Origin of the sequence: Pseudoalteromonas sp. PAST1, assembly GCF_021532515.1 — a bacterium.
In the GTDB taxonomy this organism is placed as follows: domain Bacteria; phylum Pseudomonadota; class Gammaproteobacteria; order Enterobacterales; family Alteromonadaceae; genus Pseudoalteromonas; species Pseudoalteromonas simplex.
On the sequence record NZ_JAKGBH010000013.1, the window covers coordinates 42,751 to 60,666 of the forward strand.

Genomic DNA, 17,916 nt, shown 5'->3' on the forward strand with positions numbered 1-17,916 from the left:
TTAGTAAAAATATGATCTATGCTTGTTTTGACCAAACTGCTAACTCGTTACCACTTGGCTCTGTGAAGTGAAACCGACAGCCTCCAGGAAAATCAAACAAGGGTTTAATAATTGTTCCACCATGTTTTTCTACCTGCGCTTGCGTCTCTTTAATATTATTTGAATAAAGCACCAGTAGCGCGCCGCCATTATTGGTTAAGCTAGCTAATGGGGCTTGATAAAACCCGCCATCAAGCCCCGCAGATTCAGCGCTAAAGGCCGTGTATTCAGGGCCATAGTCGGTAAATTGCCATTTAAAAACCTGATGAAAAAATGCTTTTGTTGCGGCTAAATCTTTAGCAGCAAATTCAACATAATTTAGGCTATGGTGGTTCGACATGGTAAGCTCCTAATTTAAACTATTCTCAAGCGCCATCGCGCAGTGAAGAGCAGTACTATCAAGTAGTGGAATTGATGTATCAGATTGTTGTACTAATAATGCTATTTCGGTGCAACCAAGAATAATGGCTTCAGCACCTTGCTGAGTTAGATTATCAATAATGGTTAAATACTCGGCTTTAGATTCTTCCTTGATAACGCCTTTACATAGTTCATCATAAATCACACGATGCACTGTTTCACGCCCCTGTGCATCAGGAATTAACACGTCTATGGCGAATTTATCTGCTAAACGCTGCTTGTAAAAGTCTTGTTCCATAGTGAATTGGGTGCCCAACAAAGCCACTTTTTTAAAGCTATGCTGGATCAGGTTTTCACCAACTGCATCAGCAATGTGTAATAAAGGAATTGCAACCGCAGCTTGTACTTGCTCAGCTAGTTTATGCATCGTGTTGGTACAAATTAATAAATAATCCGCGCCCGCAGCTTCAACCTGCTTAGCGGCCTTAATGAGTATCTCGGCCATTTGCGGCCAATCCTGTTGCTGTTGTAGTGCTGCTATGTGGGCAAAATCGAGGCTAACGAGTACTATCTTGGCGCTATGCAGCCCCCCAAGTTTGTTTTTAACACCTTGATTTAAAAGCTGGTAGTAACTTTGTGTAGACTCCCAGCTCATGCCTCCGATTAAGCCTATTGTTTTCATTACAACTCCTTTTTGATTCCATAACACCATATGATAATGCCGCTAACAAAGCTAGTAGATCATTATTTTACTAACATCGATCTGAGTACATTTGTTTCATTATTAAATACGATTACGTAAATGATAATTACTATCTTTTCTGTTTATCGGCGATATAATACGGGGTTTTCTTCTCGTGTTATTTTTTAAGGGATTATCATGCATTCTCAATCATTAGATGCAGTGACTACCAATCGCCCTAAAAATACAGCTAAAAAGCGCTCTGTGAGCCTATCTTATCGTGTTGCTGTGTTTTTGCGTTTCGTTGCAGCCATCATTGGTGGTTACGCCTTTACCAGTGTGCTTATTTCATTACTAGCTGTGTTATTACCACTTAATAAACTCGACAGCGTGCTGTTAACCACGACTCTATCGGTATTTTTTTACTGTTGTGTGTTTATTTGGGTGTTTGCAGTTAAGTCTTTAAAGACTGTTTGGATCACTATTTTACTAACAACTGGTGGGCAATTACTGGCCCTTTCATTAATTAAGGGATGGTTATGAAAGAGAGCTTTTTCCGCTCAATGACTTGGCTTCATACCTGGGTTGGCTTACTAGTATGCTGGTTACTGTTCTTAATATTCTTTGCTGGCACCATCAGCTTTTTTAAAGATGAAATCACTATTTGGGCTAAACCCGAAACACACAATGTGCAGCATCAAGCACTACGGGTTCAGTCTCAAGCCGAGCAAATTAATTATGTGTTTGCGCAATTACAGCAACAGGCACCTAATTCATTATCTTGGCGGATAAACTTACCTGAGCCACGTAACCCTGTTTTAAGCTATGGGTTTGCTGAGCCTAAACTGCCAGGCCAGCGCCGAGCACCTTTCAACTATACACATCTAGACCCTAATACCTTAGAGCAATTACCCGAACCTCGGGAAACTAAGGGGGGTAACTTTTTCTATCGCTTACACTTTGATTTACATTACATAGATGTATTTACTGCACGGATAATTGTTTGTTTAGCCTCGTTATTTATGTTGGTAGCGCTTATAACAGGCATCGTGATCCACAAACGTATTTTTAAAGATATGTTTAGCTTTAGAGCAAACAAAGGCAGCCGAAGCTGGCTTGATGCACATAATGTTTCGTCAGTGCTGGCATTACCATTTCATATCATGATCACCTACACGGGTATTATTACACTGATTTTTATGCTGTTCCCCTACCCTGCCGAGACTGTATATGAAAATGGCTTAAGGCAAATGTTTGATGAGGCATTGCCTATTAATAAACGTGCAAAGCCCAGTGAAGAGCAGCGCCCTATGGTGGCAATCAAAGATGTGTTAGATCAGATTTATACTAAGTCACCGAATGCTGATATTAGCTACGTGTTTGTAAGAAATGCCAATACAGCGACCTCACAAATCGTGGTTTATTTGGCAACCGGCAAAGAGGTTGTAGATAACGGACCACGCTACTTATTCAATGGTGTAACGGGCGAGCTTGAAGCGAGTTCTGGCGAAGATTGGAGCGCTTCGGCGCAGTTTTATGACTCAATGACGGCATTGCATAGCGGTCGCTTAGCGGAGCCGTTGCTGCGTTGGTTGTATTTTTTCTGTGGCGTAGCTGGCTGTGCCATGATCGCTACAGGCTGCATTATGTGGGCAAAACGCTTACGCGAGAGGCTCAAAGCAGAGCAAAAACCAAGCTTTGGTTTAAAGCTTGTTGAAAGTCTTAATTTAATAACTTTAATGGGCTTACCGCTAGCAACTTCAGCGTTCTTCATTGCTAATCGTTTATTGCCTTTAGAGTTAGCTGGGCGTGCCGATAAAGAAATACTCGTGTTTTTCTTAACTTGGCTTGCGGTGGCGCTTTCGGCTGTGAGCAGTATAGAAAAACGCCACTGGCGCTATAATGCATGGCTCAATGCAATAGCTTGCTTTCTCGTGCCCGTGGTAAATGCACTGACAACAGATGGTAATTGGATCACGTATTTACTAACTAATCAATGGGCCTTATTCGGTGTTGATAGTGCGTTTATTTGTGCTGGCGTATTGTTTTTACTACAAAGCAAAAAAATAGCTAGTCACAAAGCTGTTATTAACAAGGCAAAACCAAGTAAAAATAGGGTGTTAAAGGAGCAACAAGGATGATGGAGTTACTGCAATTTAGTCTCTGCTTTTTAGGGTTTAATTGTTTTGCGCTTGCAAAATTCAATCATTTCCGTGATGTATTCAAAAAGAAATTAACCGAAAAACAGCGAAATAGCTTTTTATTAAGCGGCTGGATCAGTATTTTACTAAGTTTAGTGCTTTGCGTGCTGTCAGATGCTGGGTACGGCGCATTGCTGTTTTGCGGTTATATGGCTTTGAGTGTACTTATGCTCATGATTTTATACAGTTTTACTGTTTCATGGGTAAAGTATGTCAGCGTATTAACTATGTCTGTTTTGCTGTTGAGTGGCTTTTCGGTAATGATTTTTTAGTTTAGTTAGTAAAAAACTGATCTGATACCAATTTGCAATAACGCTTAATTGAGCAAATTGTTTAAAAAAATGGGTAGGCAATGCCTACCCAAGCAGGGGATTAAATTGGGGGATCACATGTTGCTTCAATTTAACGACGCTAAGTTTGCCTAGCATCCATTACATTTGTGTTGCACATTCGTGATAGTTTAAAGACAGTTGTAAAGCCCCTTTACAAGCGACTATGGTCAACATAAATAAGCTCGTCTGTTTTAAAACCATATTCTTTTGCTGTGTTTATAAAGTCCTGCATTTGCTGTTCTGTCACGGTCGGTGTGCGCGACAAAAACCATAAATACTCCTTGTTATAACCTGTGATATAAGCGTATTGATAATTTTGCTTATCTAATTCAAATACCACGTAAGAGCTGTAAAATGGTCCAAAGAATGAGACTTCTAAGTGGCCTATGTCTTGTTGCTCTGCAAACTTCGCTTTACCTTCAGCTTGCTGCCATTCTTTATCTTCGGCGCTGTAACCCTTGTTGATAACCTTCACACTGCCATCTGGGTTAATTGAGTATTTGGCGGTAATGCCCTCAAGGCCGCGTTCAAATGAATGATCTAAACGTGCAATTTCGTACCATGTTCCTGTGTATCTGTTTAACTCAAAATTATCGACGGGTTTGATGTTGTCTGGCACGCCTGTACACGCAGATAAAATGACTGTGATACATAAAACCCCGATTAATTTTAATGATGTTTGCACGTTTTTACTCCCTTTAAAAATTAAACAAATTAATACGTTAATAGCACTAATTTAGTTCAATTACGGTAAACTATTAATGTCTAAAATTAAAGATTGAGAACAGCATGAAGATTTGGGTTGATGCAGACGCCTGCCCCGTCGTTATTAAAGAAATATTGTTTCGTGCCGCAGAGCGCACACAGACCTTTACCACATTAGTGGCGAACCATGCGATGCGAGTACCACCCTCAAAGTTTATTAGCCGTTTGCAGGTATCTTCGGGTTTTGATATTGCCGACAACGAAATCGTTAAACGTATTGAGCCGAATGATTTGGTGATCACCGGTGATATTCCCTTGGCTGCAGAAGTCATCGAAAAAGGCGCACAAGCGCTTAATCCGCGCGGTGAATTATATACGACCGAAAATATTCGCTCACGTTTAAACGTTCGTGACTTTATGGAAACAATGCGCTCAAGTGGCGTTGAAATGGCCGGTGGCCCACCGCCGTTAAGCCAAGCAGACCGCCAAAACTTTGCAAATAATCTTGATCGAATCCTAGCTAAACAGTTATGAGTGTCGTTAATAGTGCGCCACTGCAGGGTTTTGGTGATGATGCGTTTAAAGTCGCTGTTTATATAGAAAAGCGCCCGCCGATGCCTGCTTGGCAACAGCTTGATCATTTGCATGCAATGCAACCCGGCCAAATAAACGAAATAAACCAAGCATGTGGAAATGGTTGGCGCAAAGTTTTTAACGTGTATGGCAAAGTGCTGTTTGCACTACCAAGTGAGTATTATAATTTCGCTAAAAAAGCAGCTGATTGGCAGAGCTATCGCGATGAACAACTGCTGCAAGCACACAGCCAAACTACATTACTGTTTAGTCCGCCGATATTAGGGAAACCAGAGCAATTGCATATAATTGCAGGGCGAACACATGCTAAACAGCTTATAAATGACGGACTTTTGCATTGCCAATTAACTTGGCTTGATGATGAATTTGCTATTAGTAAATCAGATAAAGTGATTGTCTGTCCGTATTTTGACTATCGCCAGTTAAGTAATATTAAAATTGCACGACTTAGCCAGCTTGTTGCCGATATTTTTTCTTAGTTTCTAGTTTATTGCGTTATTGAGTTAGCAAACTAAGCTTTAAATACTGTAGAGCTTAATAGGAGTTTAGATGAAAACTCTGATCGAATTGTTAAAGTGTGAAAAATGGAGCTAAACCGATGTTTAAGCATTTACCAATAGTGAGTTTGTTTACAGCTAGCTCTGTTATGGCGAGTGCTGAACAATTGACTTTATATACTGAAGTGTTCCCACCCTATAATTTTGTGGAGCACAATCAGCTCACTGGTATTAACACCAAAATCATGGAATCTTTGTGCGAAAGAGCCAAGTTGAGCTGTACGTTTAGTGTATTGCCTTGGAAGCGCGCAATGTCACTAACCCTTGCCCAACCGAATGCAGGAATTTACTCTACTTCACGTACCGCAAAGCGAGAAACTCAATTTTACTGGGTTGGCCCTTTGGTATCTGGGCATTCATGTTTCTATCGCTTAAATGATCGAAACGACATTAAAGTAACGAGTACACAGTCGTTGCAAAACTACACCATTGGCGTATCTCGTGGTGATGTATATCAAACCGTTCTTGCTGATTTTAACCTTACTGAAGGCCAGCAATTTTTAACTTACTCAAAAAAGTTCGAAGAACTTAAAATGTTTAAGCAAGGCAAGCATGATTTACTGATTGGCTCCTCTCTCACTCTATCAACACAATTGATGAATGTAGGTATGAGCCCAGACCAAGTCACACCTGTATTTGAGTTAAAGCACCCTGCTTTAGTGGGTAATTATTTAGCACTTAACAAAAACACATCGCCGGAGGTAGTTACTAAGCTGCAACACGCCCTCGATACCATGAAGCAAGAAAACCTGATTGACCCTTTTGTTGATCAGTTTGTCGAAGAGGATAGGCACTCTCACGGCGAAGCATCCAAAGTATCAGAGCAGTGCTTAAATGGCTCTGCCATTTATTAAATTGGAGTGATTTTAGGTAAGTTAGCCGCTATTTTTCTTATTTTTGAAGTCAATCGCGATTTTTCGCGCTCGAACGCAAAGCCATTGCCTGATCTTAAATTGCTTTTTATAGTGACAAATAAAAAGGGCAAAAAATTATGAAACCAACTCCACTCTTCAAAAGCTTAGTGCTAGCAGTATGCTTAGGCACAGTAGGTGCTGCTCAAGCTTACGATCGTATCACAGGCCATAACTTTGCTAGTCGTTCTGAAGTCATCGCACAATCAGGGATGGTTGCTACATCACAGCCGTTAGCTACGCAAGTAGGCTTACAAGTTTTAAAAGACGGCGGTAATGCTATTGATGCGGCTATTGCGGCAAATGCAGTGCTAGGCCTAGTTGAACCAACAGGATGTGGAATTGGTGGCGATTTATTTGCCATTATTTGGGATAACAAAAGCAAGCAACTTTACGGTTTAAATGCCTCTGGTCGTTCACCACAAAGCTTGTCTTTTGAAACTTTAAAAGCACAAGGTGACTACATTCCTGCTTATGGGCCATTGCCTGTCTCGGTACCTGGTGCTGTAGATGGTTGGTTTGAGTTACATAAAAAGTTTGGCAAAACACCAATGAAAGCCTTACTGCAGCCTGCTATCGACTACGCTGAAAATGGCTTCCCTGTGTCTGAACTGATTGCCTATTACATGCAAAAAAGTGTGGCTGCGCGTGGTAAATACCCAGGCTTTAAAGATGTATATATGCCTGATGGGGCAATGCCAGAAAAAGGAGAGATCTTTAAGAACCCTGCCCTTGCAAACACCTATCGTAAAATTGCCAAAGGCGGCCGCGATGCTTTTTACAAAGGCGATATTGCTAAAGAAATTGGTCGCTACATGAAAGAAAACGGCGGCTACTTATCGTATGACGATTTAGCTGCCCACCATAGTGAATGGGTCAAGCCTGTGAGCGCCGATTATAGAGGGTATACGCTTTGGGAATTGCCACCAAATGGCCAAGGAATTGCCGCACAGCAAATTCTGAATATTCTTGAAGGTTACGATATCAAAGCTATGGGCTTTGATAGCCCTGAATACGTACACACCTTTGTTGAAGCGAAAAAACTCGCGTTTGCAGATCGTGCAAAGTATTACGCCGATCCAGCATTTAACACCATTCCCGTACAAACACTTATTTCGCAGCAATATGCTGACCAAAGACGCAAACTGATAGACCCTAATAAAGCTGCAAAACGTGACCACGCAGGCCCAGTAGAAGGCGATACCATTTATATGACGACCGCCGACAAAGACGGCAACATGGTTTCGCTTATTCAAAGTAATTACCGTGGCATGGGCTCAGGTATGACACCTGCAAAATTAGGCTTTGTATTGCAAAACCGTGGCGAAATGTTCGCCCTTAAAAAAGGCCACATGAACCAATATGAGCCAGGCAAACGACCATTTCATACAATCATTCCTGCGTTTGTCACCAAAGATGGCAAGCCATATATGAGTTATGGCGTAATGGGCGGCGCAACACAGCCACAAATGCATGCTCAAATACTTATCAACATGATTGATTTTGGCATGAACCTACAAGAAGCCGGTGATGCACCACGTATTCTGCACACAGGTTCATCGCAGCCAACCGGCGAGATCATGGAAGACGGTGGTTTTGTTAGCTTAGAGTCAGGTTTTTCGATGGAAACCCGCCGTGAGTTAATGAAAAAAGGCCACACCTTACAAGACGCGGTTGGCCCATACGGTGGTTATCAAGCAATATTGAAAGACCCAAAAACCGGCGTTTATTACGGCGCATCTGAAACCCGTAAAGACGGCCAGGCCGCGGGGTATTAGGCTATTGTAGGTTGGGTAGAGCGGAGCGAAACCCAACAAGCAAGCGAGTTTCAAGAGTAAAGTTAGCGAGCTTTGATGTAGTAGCGATTTCACATCGCGTAGGCGTGAAATTTATTTCACGCGATGGTTCATGGTTCGCTAACTCCCAACCACCTACCCTGCAAATAAGATCAAAATCAGCGTTAAGCCGTTTTTCTGAATATCTTTAGTACCGATAAAAAATTTATAGTTAGCAATGCATTACGTTATTTGTTAAAAATAAGTTTATTAAATATGTGAGCGTGATATCGGAAGAAAGATTTGCGACGCGCGCGCGCTATTAAAGTCACATAGGAATCGCAGTGAAGTCTGAAATTGAAGCATGGATTAAGCAGATAAGTGATCGTCCCGAGGTTAAGGCAATAAACATAGGATTGTTTCAAGCTGGAAGTGTTTATCAAGCATATTTGATCGGTTCTTTTGAATACGATCCAGAAGATGATGATTGGGCATGTAGTGAAGATTATGTACCAGAATATAGGTATCTTGAGCTACCCGGTACAAGCGAACTTGGTTGGGAAACTTTATTAGATTTAGTTTCAAAGTCTATTTCTGAAATTATTGCTGACAACGCTGATAACATTCTTAATCATGTTCCTGTTGTTACTGTCGGGTTTGATGATGGAAATCTGATCAGGATTAAGTAACTTATAACAAACGTATGAATTCGTTACCTTCGGCCACTCGGACAAAAACACGGCGCTGCCTCGCAATTATTGCGCAGCACCTTCTCCTTTTATGGGGGAGTAGACATACTCTATGATTCAGGTTAATAGAAATAGAATCGAGATAAATGGAAATGTTGTTGAATTGCCATACTCAATTTTGGAAGCCAAGGAATTAGACCAGAGTATTTTAGTTATTTTCGACTACATGGAGTTTTCCCAAAATTCCGTAGCACGAAATTTCCAATGTATAAATCTAGATGGCTCTGTTTTATGGGTAGCAGAAAACCCCACAACTCAGAGTTCAGATGCTTATGTTAACTTTACAAGTATAGATCTAAACGGTAATCAGGTTGTCGTAAATAATTTTGCAGGCTATACATGCACAATAGATCTAGCTGATGGTAAGTTATTAAAAGGTCTGTTTTCAAAGTAGCGCCTAACAAGAAGCTTGAAATAGGTACGAACGTTTGGCTTGCGCTCGTTTGTCACTAATTTTAGCCCATATTTTCACCCGCAAATCGGGTATTACATGCAAAGGATATTCATGCTCAGATTCTTAGTTTTAAGTTCTCTTTTAGTAACCTCAATTTATTCCACAGAGGTTCAAGCTGACTGCGATATCTCTGGTATTTGGAAACATTCAACTAAGCCAGCAAAATTGCTAGTCGACTTAAGCAAAGGCGAAATCTCTGTTCATTCTCATGATAACAATGCTAAAGCAGTCGGGTTAGTAGTTTTAAAAGGCCTTAAGTCTGGTTTAACTTCAGCAAATTGGGATGCAAAAATGTATAGTGCAGCTCAAGATTCATTTGTCGATGTTCAAATAATATCTGAAGGTTGTAATCAACTAAGTGTTGACTTTAACGGTGAAGAAGTACTCGAACTGTTGAGGTGATTTGCATGTTATAAGCTATTCAAGAGAGATTAATAATAGTTTGCTTTTGCTCGTTACTTGCTTATTTTAGTTAACTAAAATAAGCAAGTAACAGGGCTGTATGTATATTGAGAGTTGATGTTTAATTTACTAAAAGAGAAACTCAAATTTGTTATTTTACTTGCGCCAGATGCTTTTGCTTATTCTCTAGTTTGTATCGTTTGGGAGCCTCTTTATAGGCTATGTATTTTAGTCGGTCTTGCAGAAACAGGCTTGGAGTGGTTTCCATTTAAATTTGGTTTAATAGTATTTGCTCTGCTTTTCAGTTATCGATATATCGTTTATTTAATAAAGAGAAAGAGTAAGTAGCCATATAACAAGCCGTTTAAACGGGGGTCTTAAACTTGGCTTACGCTCGTAACTTGCCGCTTATTGGGGGGTTGGTATCAAATGAAAAGTTCTGAGTTATATGAAGATTGGGGTTTACCTTATATCATCATCGGATCAGGTGTACTAATCGCTCGTGAACAGGCTTTAAGAGTGATTGAGTTGTTATACGAAAAAGGTTTTTACTTCTTGGGGTATGACGCCTTTACAGTTTTCCCAGATGGTACTAGACAACCACATATGGAATTCAACGCATCATTCAGTAGGGAAAGACAAATAACGTCTATGGAAGCTATTGAAACTATCAATGAAGATCCATCAGAGGTTACTCACTATGAATTTTATTTTCGGCCACAAGCCTAACAAGCGCCATCAAAACACCGCTTCGCTTACCCAGCGAGCTCTAAAGGATGAAAAACGCTTGGCTTGCGCTCCTTCTTCGCTGATTTTAGCTAAGTATTTTGTGTGGTTTAGCACGGCGTTATATGTCAGGAAGAATAGTTTCCCAATTTTACTTATGCTGTTTATGTATTAGGAGTTGCTGATTGCTAGAGTTTATTTCTGAAATTGGGAGCAGTTTTAAGTGGGTCTACCGTGGCTGGCTATATTTTCTATCGTCGTCGTATCAGCAAAGAGTTCTCATTGAGTATTCAAAGCGTGGCGCAGTATGGAAGGTTTTTGACATTATTATGAGTGTCGTGTTTATGGGCTTAGAAATACTTCTAGTTTTTTATTTAACTAGGCAGCTTTAGGCATTGTCATATAACAAACCACTTAAGCCGCTTGCAGGTTCGTTGGGACAGTAACATATGTTTAGCCAAGCTTAAAAGTAGTCCCTACTGGAGCTTGGTAGCTAAGGAAAGTAAGGCATTGAAATGATCTACAAAGAATTTTATTACAGTATTGATTGCAAGTTTCCTTACCATCAAGAATGGGAGTGGAAGCAAATTATTGATCAATCAATTGAAATAGGTGAAGACGCGCCTTTTCTAGTGCTTCACGAAATATGCAGAGTTCCTGCCTCGGAGAAACTAGATCAAGCAAAGCATATGGAAATGTATAAATATTGGAAGCAATCGTTTGCCAGCCCAGTGCAGGACATCGTTGAAGCTGCTTCTCTTTCATACATCAACAAAACTGAGGTCTCAGACTCCGAAGCTCTGGGTATAATGGAAGAACTTTCAGCGTTTCCAAAATCCTATAATGCGCTTCAAGTTGTCTTGTTTTCTTGTCCAGATGATAATGAGTTGGTCGAAAAAAATATGAAAGCATTGTAGCTCAGTGGAAATCGGCTACTTAACAAGTAACTCAAAAGGACACAAAACCGCTGGCTTGTGTCTCTTCATCGCCAATTATAGCCAGCTATTTTTTGCTTCTTAGTTGAGAGTTAGGTAACAGGAAATGGGAACTGAAATACTTGTATTGACTTACTTAACGACTCCATTGATATTTGTGATAAATATGGCCTTGTTGTTTAAAGGCAAATTCCCCAATTCAAAAGCTCTCGTGCTATTGCTCCTAAATGTTGTTTTCATGGGCTATTTTATCGTGACAGGACTATTCAGCGAGCACTTTATCCAAGCTTACTTCGTAGGCGGCTTTTTTCTCATTCCATTTCAAATTATAGCGTTATTAGTTGCTAAACTATTAAGCTCTAAAATCAGTAAGTTAAATGAGTTAAATAACATAAATCGCGCGAAATAAATTTCACGCCTACGCGATGTAACTTTACTCTTTCCCCTCGTAGCTCGCTAACTTGTTGGTTTCAATCTGAGAGCTGACGGCTGAAAGCTGACAGCTCACTTAACTAGCTAACTTGTTGGGTTTCGCTGCGCTCTACCCAACCTACGAGTTGACAGCTCTAGAACGTGGCTAACTCCCAACCACATACCCAGCAAAACCAAGCACTTTAAAATACTGTTTTGGGGTGCTGAAGCGGGTTTCATTCATTAACTCTGAAAAACGAATTCGGTCTAATGGGTAAAACTCGTGCTCTAGGTTGTGGCGCATGCGTTCTACGCCGACTTCGGTTAAACCTAACTGCGTACACAGCTGTAGTTGAGATTCGCGCTCAAAAGCGGTTTCTGGGCGCATTAAATCGGCAATGTATAAGTTGCTCGATTTTTTAAGTTTGCTGTGAATCGCTTTTAATAGCGCTTTTTTATCGCCGTTATCTTCAACAAAGTGCATTACCAGTAAACACAGTGCGGCGTCACATTGAGTGTCGATGTCGTTGATATCACCGCAGTGTACTGTTACGCGATCGCTAATGTTATGCTGGCCAAACTGTTGCTCGGCAATATCGAGCATGTCTTGCGAAATGTCTTGAGCAATAAATTGCCAGCTTGGTTTTAGCGCCGCTAATTCAATGATTTCTTTACCTGTTCCGGCACCAATCACTAAAATGCACGCTTCATCGCTCAGCGTGGTTGCTAATTGGGCTGCGGTTGCTTGATGTAATAGCTCATAACCTGGAACTAGGCGCAAAATGCGTTCGTCGTAGTGATTTGCTTCTTCGTGATTAAAAGTTGGCATGCTAATCCTTTAAATAACTGAGATGGTCGAATAACCACCTGGTTTTTTCGCCACATGCACCTGCGTGGCAACGCGTTCGGTCATTTCTGATACGTGCGAAATAACCCCTACTTTGCGGCCTTGTGCTTGTAGTGAATCAAGAGCATCCATCGCGATGCTTAACGTTTCACTGTCCAACGTACCAAACCCTTCGTCGATAAACAAAGAGTTTATTTGCACTTTATTCGACGACAACGAGGCAAGCCCTAGCGCCAGTGCTAACGACACTAAAAATGACTCACCGCCTGATAATGTATTAACAGAGCGCTGCTCATCGGCCATGTCTTTATCGATAATAGCGATATCGAGCGTTTTCCCTATGGCTGTTAATTTGTAGCGTTTATTTAGAGTCTGTAAATGACTATTCGCGTAGTGCAGCAGTATTTTTAAGGTTTGCGTTTGCGCTAAATTACGCATGGTTTTGCCGCTGGCATCCCCCAAGACCTTATTGAGTAAATGCCAGTGCTCATAGCTTTTTTGCTGCTCAACTAATAGCTTTTGTTTGTCTTCAAGCGCTTGGCTATTTTGTTGATGGGTTTTAAGCTCAGTCGCAACTTGCAATAATGCGTTATTCGCTTGTACTTGTTGCTCTGTGACTTGATTAAGCTGTAATTGCAGCTCATCTTCACCGAGACTTGGCTTATCATTTTGATGCTGAGCCAGCGCCTGCTGTCGTTGTTTTAAAAGCGCCTCAGCGTCTTTTAAGCTACTCTCGGCGGTGTGGTAATCTTCCAGAGTTTGTTTGATTTCAGCGGGGCTTATTGTTAATAACTGACTAACGGCTTGCTCATCCAAGCTTGGGTGCTGTGCTTTAAAATCGTTAAACCACAGACTAAAGCGATCATTAAGCGCTGCTTGCTCAGCGGTGAGCTCTTTTTCACGCTCGTCAATATTGGCGATTTGAATGGCTTGTTCGTCACGCGCCTTCACCGCATTACTATGGTTTTTCTGGGCAAGTTGCAGTGCCTGCTGCGCTGAATCTATCGCCTTTTCAAGCTCTGCTATAAACTCATCTACCGATATCGCCGCGTTACTAAATAAGCCCTCGCGCTTTGATTTTATCTGCGTTAATTCGTTTTCAGTTTGGCTTAGTTGCTCGTTGCACTGAGTTAAAGAGGTATGTGCTTCGTTTAGCTGCGGCGTTACATGTGCAAGGTGCTGCTCAATGGCTTTTAAGCTAGTTTTAAGCTCATCCGCCGTTTGCAGCGAAGCTTGATAAGCTTCAACATGCTCTGCAATGACCTCTAAAGAAATGCTTTGTGTATTGAGTGCCTGCCACCAAGGTGCACTAGTGAACTGTTGATTCAGTGTCGTATAAAGCTGCTGATGCTCATCATTGAGCTCGTTTAAACGTGTTTGCTGATTATTCAGCTGTTGCTGTAATTCGTTTAACTGCTGCTCTTTGCTATGTAGCGCTTGCCCTTGCTTATTATACTCAGCTTGCTTAGCCGCAAGCGTGTTTTGCAGCTGCTGTTGCTGCTCGAGGGTTTTGTAGTATTGCTGTTTTTGCAAGCTGAGCTGTTGTTGACGCTCGTTTAACTGATCTTCGGTTAAATCATTTAGCTCAGTACGATTAGCCGCCATGGTTTCTTTGAGGTTCTGTTGTTGAGCGCTCAGTTCCGAGATTTGCCCGCTTAACGAGCTTATCTGTTGGCTGCATGCCGACAGCTCATTACTTTTAGCTTGCTGTAATGCTTGCTGAGCTTTTAAGTGCTGTTTGGCGTTAGTTAGTTGGTTGGTAAAGTCGTTAATAAGTTGACTAAATTGCTCGTTTACCATTTCTTCATGCATAAAGGGGTGCTCTTTTGAGCCACATACTGCACACGGCTCCCCAGCTTTTAAGGTGGCACGTAACTGGCTGACCCCTTCACTGGCTCTTAACTGCACTTGCTGTAAGTTTTGCTCACAAAACGAAACCTGCTGCTGTGCTTGCTCTGCCCCTTGCTGCGCATCTTTTAATGCTGTTTGTAGTTGCTGCTCAGTTTGGCTTAATGTGTTTAGCTGGGTTTGCCAATTTTTTAACTGCTGCTGATTAGTTTGCCATACTTGGCGCTTTTCAATCAGGTGCTTAATCGCATCAAGCCTAGCGTCGATATCGGCCATTGATTGAGTATTTAAACTCGATTTAAAGGCGGTATCTTGCTCATTTAGGCGCTTAATTTCTTGCTCAAGGGCTTGGTATTGAGTTTTACACTGCTGCGCAGCTGCTTGCTGCTCATCAATTTTAGGTTGAAGAGCTTTTACGTTTTGCTGTGATTGGCTAATTGTGTGCTGTTGCTGGCTAAAGCGGCTTAACTCACTTTTATAGAATGACCAGTCTTTCGCTAATGGTTGCCATTGTGCGTGTGTTTCTAAATAGCCATTGATTTGCGCTTGTTGCTCTAGCTGTTTTTGCTGCTCGGCTTTATGGCTATTTAGTGTATTAGTCAGCTCTTGATGATGGTGCTTTGCTTTTTCTGCTTGTACTTTTTGCGCCGCTGCTTGCTGGTTTAATACGGCAAGCTGCTTATCTAACTCACGGGCCTGGCTAATAATAGGTTGTGCGTCTTTTTGTGCTTGCTTTGCTTGGTTTAGTTGCGCGGTTTGCTTCTCAAGCGTTTGCTCAGCGTCTTTGAGCAGTGTTTTATGATCAACGTTTAAAAGCTGCTCACGGTTTTTAATAAGTTGCCCATGTTGAGCAGTAATCGAAGTGACGCGTTCACGGTTATCTTTTATTTCTAAGCATTGCTGAGCTTGTTTCGCTTCAGTGGCTTTTTCAGCAAGCGCGTGCATTTGCTGCTGTAACTCTTGCTTTGCTTGCTCTGCCCGGTTTAGCTGTTGTTGCTGCTGAGATGCTTGCTTGTACCACCCTTGGTACTGTTCAAATTGTTTTATTTGCTTTTGCAACTCAGCAAGTTTAGCTTCAAGCGCTTTTTGTTCTGCTTGTTTCGTTTCGACCTGTTCAGGGCTTAAAACCTGATAATTACTTAAACTTAACTTTAACTGCTCTAATGCTTGCAGCTGCTCACGATGGCGTTCAAAAATTCGCTGACCAATACGGCTAAATTTATCGGTGCCTGTTAAGCATTCAAGTAGTTGCGCACGCTCATCTCCGGTCGCTTTTAAAAATGCCGCAAATTCATGTTGCGCAAGAAGGACTGCTCGTGAGAACTGCTCAAAGCTCAAACCGATAATACGCTCGATTTCTTTACCTGCCGCGCTTCGATCGGCGATTAGGGTTTCATCGGGTAATGAGTGCAGGCTATGTTGTGCAGGTTGTAACTTGCCATCGGCTTTATTACGCGCTCGGCTAAAGTTTAACCTTGCTCGGTACTGTTGTTTATCTTGGCCAATAAAGTCGACTTCGGCATAGCCCTGCCCTGCCCCGCGGCGTAATAAGTTTCGCGAGTCATTGAGTTTGATATTGTCGCCGTTAAAGTCAATTTTATTGCCTGTATCGCCGCGTAACCTTGCTGTTTTGTTATAAAGTGCTAAGCAAATGGCATCGAGTAATGTGCTTTTACCGGCGCCGGTATCACCGGTGATGGCAAACAACCCTGCTTCTTTTAAAGGCGAAGCGCTAAAGTCGACTTCGGCGTCTAAGATAGAGGCTAGTTGGTGAACACGAATCGCTAAAATTTTCATAGTAGGTCCTCTGCATTCAATTCATCGATCACTTGGCTTAGTAAGCTTTCTAATTCTTTTGGCACCGCCTGCCCTGCCATATCTTTATTGTTTGCAAATGCTTGCTCTAAAAGTGAATGTGGATTTAGCGCTTCAATTTGCGAGACATCTTCAAATAGGGTTTGTTCATCGTCTTGCTGGTTGCTTTGCTGACGTACTCTTACAATGCCACAAAACTTAACCTGCTTACCTTCAAGGGCTTGTTCTATTTGTTCTCTGAAAGTGGTGTCAGTGTCATGGGCGCTCAATTTAACCCGCAGATAGGGCGCTAAATCTTCATCTGTTAAATCGAGCTGTTTTATAAGCTCACAGAGTTCGTTCAGTGGCACGCAGTCTTTTTCTGGTAGTAACATGACTTTACAGAAGCTAGGAATGTAAAGGGGGTTTACAGAAGTACCTGAGTCAGTAAGCTCGACTATTACAACTTGATGTTGGTAACGCCTTTCAGAAAATGACATCGGCATTGGCGTGCCACTGTAGCGAATGGTCTCTTTCTTCGCGACGGTTTGAGCCTTATGAAGATGCCCTAGTGCAACATAATCAGGCTGATCAGTAAATATGCTTGCCGATATCGCATCTTCACCACCAATCACTAAGTTACGTTCAGAATCAGATGAGATGTCTCCACCTTTTGCATGCAGGTGGCCCATAGCAATTAATGGCGCGCTTGGTAATTCGCTTGCTGTTTGTAATGCATCTTTGTAGGCAAGGGCAACGCCTTGATTGTATGTTAGCGGCTGCTCTTGTTGGCGGTTATAGCTGCTTAAATCACTACTGCGTAAAAATGGCATAGCAACAACATTCGCATCGCCATTTTTTGTGCTGATTGGCAGTACTACTTCATGAGGAGCATTGCTATCAAAGCGGCCAACAACATGGGTATCAAACTGAGCCAATAAAGGTTTTGCCGCCATAATACGATTTGCTGAATCATGGTTACCAGCAATAATCACTATGTGTAAGTCAGGGCAATGCTGCTTAGTGGTTTTAATAAATTGATAGAGTTGGTTTTCTGCGCTGGCAGGAGGTGTTGCCGTATGATAAATGTCACCCGCAACCAGTAGTAAGTCGATCTGTTCTGACACAAGCGTATCGGTTAACCAAGCTAGAAATGCTTGATGCTCATCGAATCGGGAATGCTCGTAGAATTGTTGGCCTAAATGCCAATCAGATGTATGAAGGACTTTCATTAAACGCTCTTATTATTTATTAAGAGCGTCAATATACCTAAGCTGAGCCAAGATGCCCAGCCTGGTTTGTTAACTTAAGCTATACCAAGCAAAAACCACCATTGGCAAAGCTAACAATGCCATGATCATAGGTACTTTAAGCGCTTTAGTTTGCTTAGCTTGTAAAATCTTAAGGGCATTTGTTTCATTACATGCCGCTACTTTGTCGATATAAAAATACCCTGAATCTAGGTACTGTTTACAATTTTGTTCGTCCGCTGGAATTGCAATTAGTTCTTGTTGTTTTTTTAGGATATAGAAATCCATACGCTCACCGAATTCTATGCTGATTACCAAACATTTTGGGGTTTAAAATGCATGCT

The 17,916-nt window shown here is 41.6% G+C and carries 19 protein-coding genes; 12 read left to right on the plus strand and 7 right to left on the minus strand.

The window, feature by feature from the left end:
• Positions 1-16: 16 nt before the first annotated feature.
• Entirely contained in the window at positions 17-379 is a 363-nt protein-coding gene (locus L1272_RS08390) for a VOC family protein (RefSeq protein WP_054553363.1), read from the minus strand.
• A gap of 9 nt (positions 380-388) precedes the next feature.
• Positions 389-1,081 carry an aspartate/glutamate racemase family protein gene (locus L1272_RS08395; RefSeq protein WP_235373193.1) on the minus strand — a complete coding sequence of 231 codons (693 nt, stop codon included), beginning with the start codon at positions 1,079-1,081 and terminating at the stop codon, positions 389-391.
• A 198-nt stretch (positions 1,082-1,279) separates the two neighbouring features.
• Between L1272_RS08395 and L1272_RS08400 the strand changes: the two genes are divergently transcribed.
• Genes L1272_RS08400 through L1272_RS08410 form a run of 3 tightly spaced genes read left to right on the plus strand, consistent with a single transcriptional unit; the run spans position 1,280 to position 3,554 of the window.
• Complete coding sequence (locus L1272_RS08400) at positions 1,280-1,624, plus strand: hypothetical protein (RefSeq protein WP_206769705.1); 345 nt, start codon at positions 1,280-1,282, stop codon at positions 1,622-1,624.
• On the plus strand, positions 1,621-3,222 hold the full coding sequence (locus L1272_RS08405) for a PepSY-associated TM helix domain-containing protein (protein ID WP_235373194.1): 1,602 nt from the start codon (positions 1,621-1,623) through the stop codon (positions 3,220-3,222). The genes L1272_RS08400 and L1272_RS08405 overlap by 4 nt, the downstream gene beginning before the upstream one ends.
• On the plus strand, positions 3,219-3,554 hold the full coding sequence (locus tag L1272_RS08410) for a DUF3325 domain-containing protein (RefSeq protein WP_235373195.1): 336 nt from the start codon (positions 3,219-3,221) through the stop codon (positions 3,552-3,554). Before L1272_RS08405 ends, L1272_RS08410 begins: the two co-directional genes overlap by 4 nt.
• 211 nt (positions 3,555-3,765) lie before the next feature.
• Here the strand turns inward: L1272_RS08410 and L1272_RS08415 are convergent, their stop codons facing one another.
• Positions 3,766-4,299, minus strand: a complete 534-nt coding sequence (locus L1272_RS08415) for a lipocalin family protein (protein ID WP_235373196.1) — start codon at positions 4,297-4,299, stop codon at positions 3,766-3,768.
• Between the two features lie 104 nt (positions 4,300-4,403).
• On the opposite strand from L1272_RS08415, the gene L1272_RS08420 reads away from it, so the two are divergent.
• The 9 genes from L1272_RS08420 (at position 4,404) to L1272_RS08460 (ending at position 11,404) form a co-directional block, all read left to right on the plus strand.
• Positions 4,404-4,853: a YaiI/YqxD family protein gene (locus tag L1272_RS08420; RefSeq protein ID WP_138599750.1), complete on the plus strand. Its 450-nt coding sequence runs from the start codon at positions 4,404-4,406 to the stop codon at positions 4,851-4,853.
• Entirely contained in the window at positions 4,850-5,392 is a 543-nt protein-coding gene (locus L1272_RS08425) for a DUF6942 family protein (protein WP_194441152.1), read from the plus strand. The genes L1272_RS08420 and L1272_RS08425 overlap by 4 nt, the downstream gene beginning before the upstream one ends.
• A 119-nt stretch (positions 5,393-5,511) precedes the next feature.
• Positions 5,512-6,324 (plus strand): substrate-binding periplasmic protein, encoded by an 813-nt coding sequence (locus tag L1272_RS08430; RefSeq protein WP_138599748.1) that lies wholly within the window; start codon positions 5,512-5,514, stop codon positions 6,322-6,324.
• 137 nt (positions 6,325-6,461) lie between these two features.
• Positions 6,462-8,159 carry a gamma-glutamyltransferase gene (ggt, locus tag L1272_RS08435; RefSeq protein WP_235373197.1) on the plus strand — a complete coding sequence of 566 codons (1,698 nt, stop codon included), beginning with the start codon at positions 6,462-6,464 and terminating at the stop codon, positions 8,157-8,159.
• A 341-nt stretch (positions 8,160-8,500) separates the two neighbouring features.
• The gene (locus tag L1272_RS08440; protein ID WP_105173343.1) at positions 8,501-8,845 is read left to right on the plus strand and encodes a hypothetical protein; all 345 of its coding nucleotides are present in this window, start codon (positions 8,501-8,503) and stop codon (positions 8,843-8,845) included.
• A gap of 112 nt (positions 8,846-8,957) precedes the next feature.
• Positions 8,958-9,299, plus strand: a complete 342-nt coding sequence (locus L1272_RS08445; RefSeq protein ID WP_235373198.1) for a hypothetical protein — start codon at positions 8,958-8,960, stop codon at positions 9,297-9,299.
• Between the two features lie 111 nt (positions 9,300-9,410).
• Positions 9,411-9,761: a hypothetical protein gene (locus tag L1272_RS08450; RefSeq protein WP_209327804.1), complete on the plus strand. Its 351-nt coding sequence runs from the start codon at positions 9,411-9,413 to the stop codon at positions 9,759-9,761.
• A gap of 429 nt (positions 9,762-10,190) precedes the next feature.
• A complete protein-coding gene (locus tag L1272_RS08455) occupies positions 10,191-10,490 on the plus strand; it encodes a hypothetical protein (RefSeq protein ID WP_235373199.1) in 300 nt (99 codons plus the stop codon).
• Between the two features lie 512 nt (positions 10,491-11,002).
• Entirely contained in the window at positions 11,003-11,404 is a 402-nt protein-coding gene (locus L1272_RS08460; RefSeq protein ID WP_235373200.1) for a hypothetical protein, read from the plus strand.
• A gap of 595 nt (positions 11,405-11,999) precedes the next feature.
• On the opposite strand, the gene L1272_RS08465 is transcribed toward L1272_RS08460, so the two are convergent.
• The 4 genes from L1272_RS08465 to L1272_RS08480 all read right to left on the minus strand — a co-directional run bounded on the left by L1272_RS08465 (position 12,000) and on the right by L1272_RS08480 (position 17,860).
• On the minus strand, positions 12,000-12,662 hold the full coding sequence (locus L1272_RS08465) for a class I SAM-dependent methyltransferase (RefSeq protein ID WP_235373201.1): 663 nt from the start codon (positions 12,660-12,662) through the stop codon (positions 12,000-12,002).
• A gap of 9 nt (positions 12,663-12,671) precedes the next feature.
• Positions 12,672-16,325 carry an SbcC/MukB-like Walker B domain-containing protein gene (locus tag L1272_RS08470; RefSeq protein ID WP_235373202.1) on the minus strand — a complete coding sequence of 1,218 codons (3,654 nt, stop codon included), beginning with the start codon at positions 16,323-16,325 and terminating at the stop codon, positions 12,672-12,674.
• Entirely contained in the window at positions 16,322-17,554 is a 1,233-nt protein-coding gene (locus L1272_RS08475; RefSeq protein WP_235373203.1) for an exonuclease SbcCD subunit D C-terminal domain-containing protein, read from the minus strand. Before L1272_RS08475 ends, L1272_RS08470 begins: the two co-directional genes overlap by 4 nt.
• 69 nt (positions 17,555-17,623) lie before the next feature.
• Positions 17,624-17,860, minus strand: coding sequence for a hypothetical protein (locus tag L1272_RS08480; RefSeq protein WP_054553375.1), 237 nt, complete (start codon positions 17,858-17,860; stop codon positions 17,624-17,626).
• Between the last annotated feature and the right edge of the window lie 56 nt (positions 17,861-17,916).

Excerpts from the sequence above, each read along its gene's own strand:
- L1272_RS08455 (WP_235373199.1), top strand. The coding sequence starts at position 10,191 with ATGAAAAGTTCTGAGTTATATGAAGATTGGGGTTTACCTTATATCATC.
- L1272_RS08400 (WP_206769705.1), top strand. The coding sequence starts at position 1,280 with ATGCATTCTCAATCATTAGATGCAGTGACTACCAATCGCCCTAAAAAT.
- L1272_RS08475 (WP_235373203.1), bottom strand. The coding sequence starts at position 17,554 with ATGAAAGTCCTTCATACATCTGATTGGCATTTAGGCCAACAATTCTAC.
- L1272_RS08480 (WP_054553375.1), bottom strand. The coding sequence starts at position 17,860 with ATGGATTTCTATATCCTAAAAAAACAACAAGAACTAATTGCAATTCCA.
- L1272_RS08445 (WP_235373198.1), top strand. The coding sequence starts at position 8,958 with ATGATTCAGGTTAATAGAAATAGAATCGAGATAAATGGAAATGTTGTT.
- L1272_RS08460 (WP_235373200.1), top strand. The coding sequence starts at position 11,003 with ATGATCTACAAAGAATTTTATTACAGTATTGATTGCAAGTTTCCTTAC.
- ggt (WP_235373197.1), top strand. The coding sequence starts at position 6,462 with ATGAAACCAACTCCACTCTTCAAAAGCTTAGTGCTAGCAGTATGCTTA.
- L1272_RS08450 (WP_209327804.1), top strand. The coding sequence starts at position 9,411 with ATGCTCAGATTCTTAGTTTTAAGTTCTCTTTTAGTAACCTCAATTTAT.
- L1272_RS08425 (WP_194441152.1), top strand. The coding sequence starts at position 4,850 with ATGAGTGTCGTTAATAGTGCGCCACTGCAGGGTTTTGGTGATGATGCG.
- L1272_RS08465 (WP_235373201.1), bottom strand. The coding sequence starts at position 12,662 with ATGCCAACTTTTAATCACGAAGAAGCAAATCACTACGACGAACGCATT.
- L1272_RS08470 (WP_235373202.1), bottom strand. The coding sequence starts at position 16,325 with ATGAAAATTTTAGCGATTCGTGTTCACCAACTAGCCTCTATCTTAGAC.
- L1272_RS08395 (WP_235373193.1), bottom strand. The coding sequence starts at position 1,081 with ATGAAAACAATAGGCTTAATCGGAGGCATGAGCTGGGAGTCTACACAA.
- L1272_RS08405 (WP_235373194.1), top strand. The coding sequence starts at position 1,621 with ATGAAAGAGAGCTTTTTCCGCTCAATGACTTGGCTTCATACCTGGGTT.
- L1272_RS08420 (WP_138599750.1), top strand. The coding sequence starts at position 4,404 with ATGAAGATTTGGGTTGATGCAGACGCCTGCCCCGTCGTTATTAAAGAA.
- L1272_RS08430 (WP_138599748.1), top strand. The coding sequence starts at position 5,512 with ATGTTTAAGCATTTACCAATAGTGAGTTTGTTTACAGCTAGCTCTGTT.
- L1272_RS08390 (WP_054553363.1), bottom strand. The coding sequence starts at position 379 with ATGTCGAACCACCATAGCCTAAATTATGTTGAATTTGCTGCTAAAGAT.
- L1272_RS08410 (WP_235373195.1), top strand. The coding sequence starts at position 3,219 with ATGATGGAGTTACTGCAATTTAGTCTCTGCTTTTTAGGGTTTAATTGT.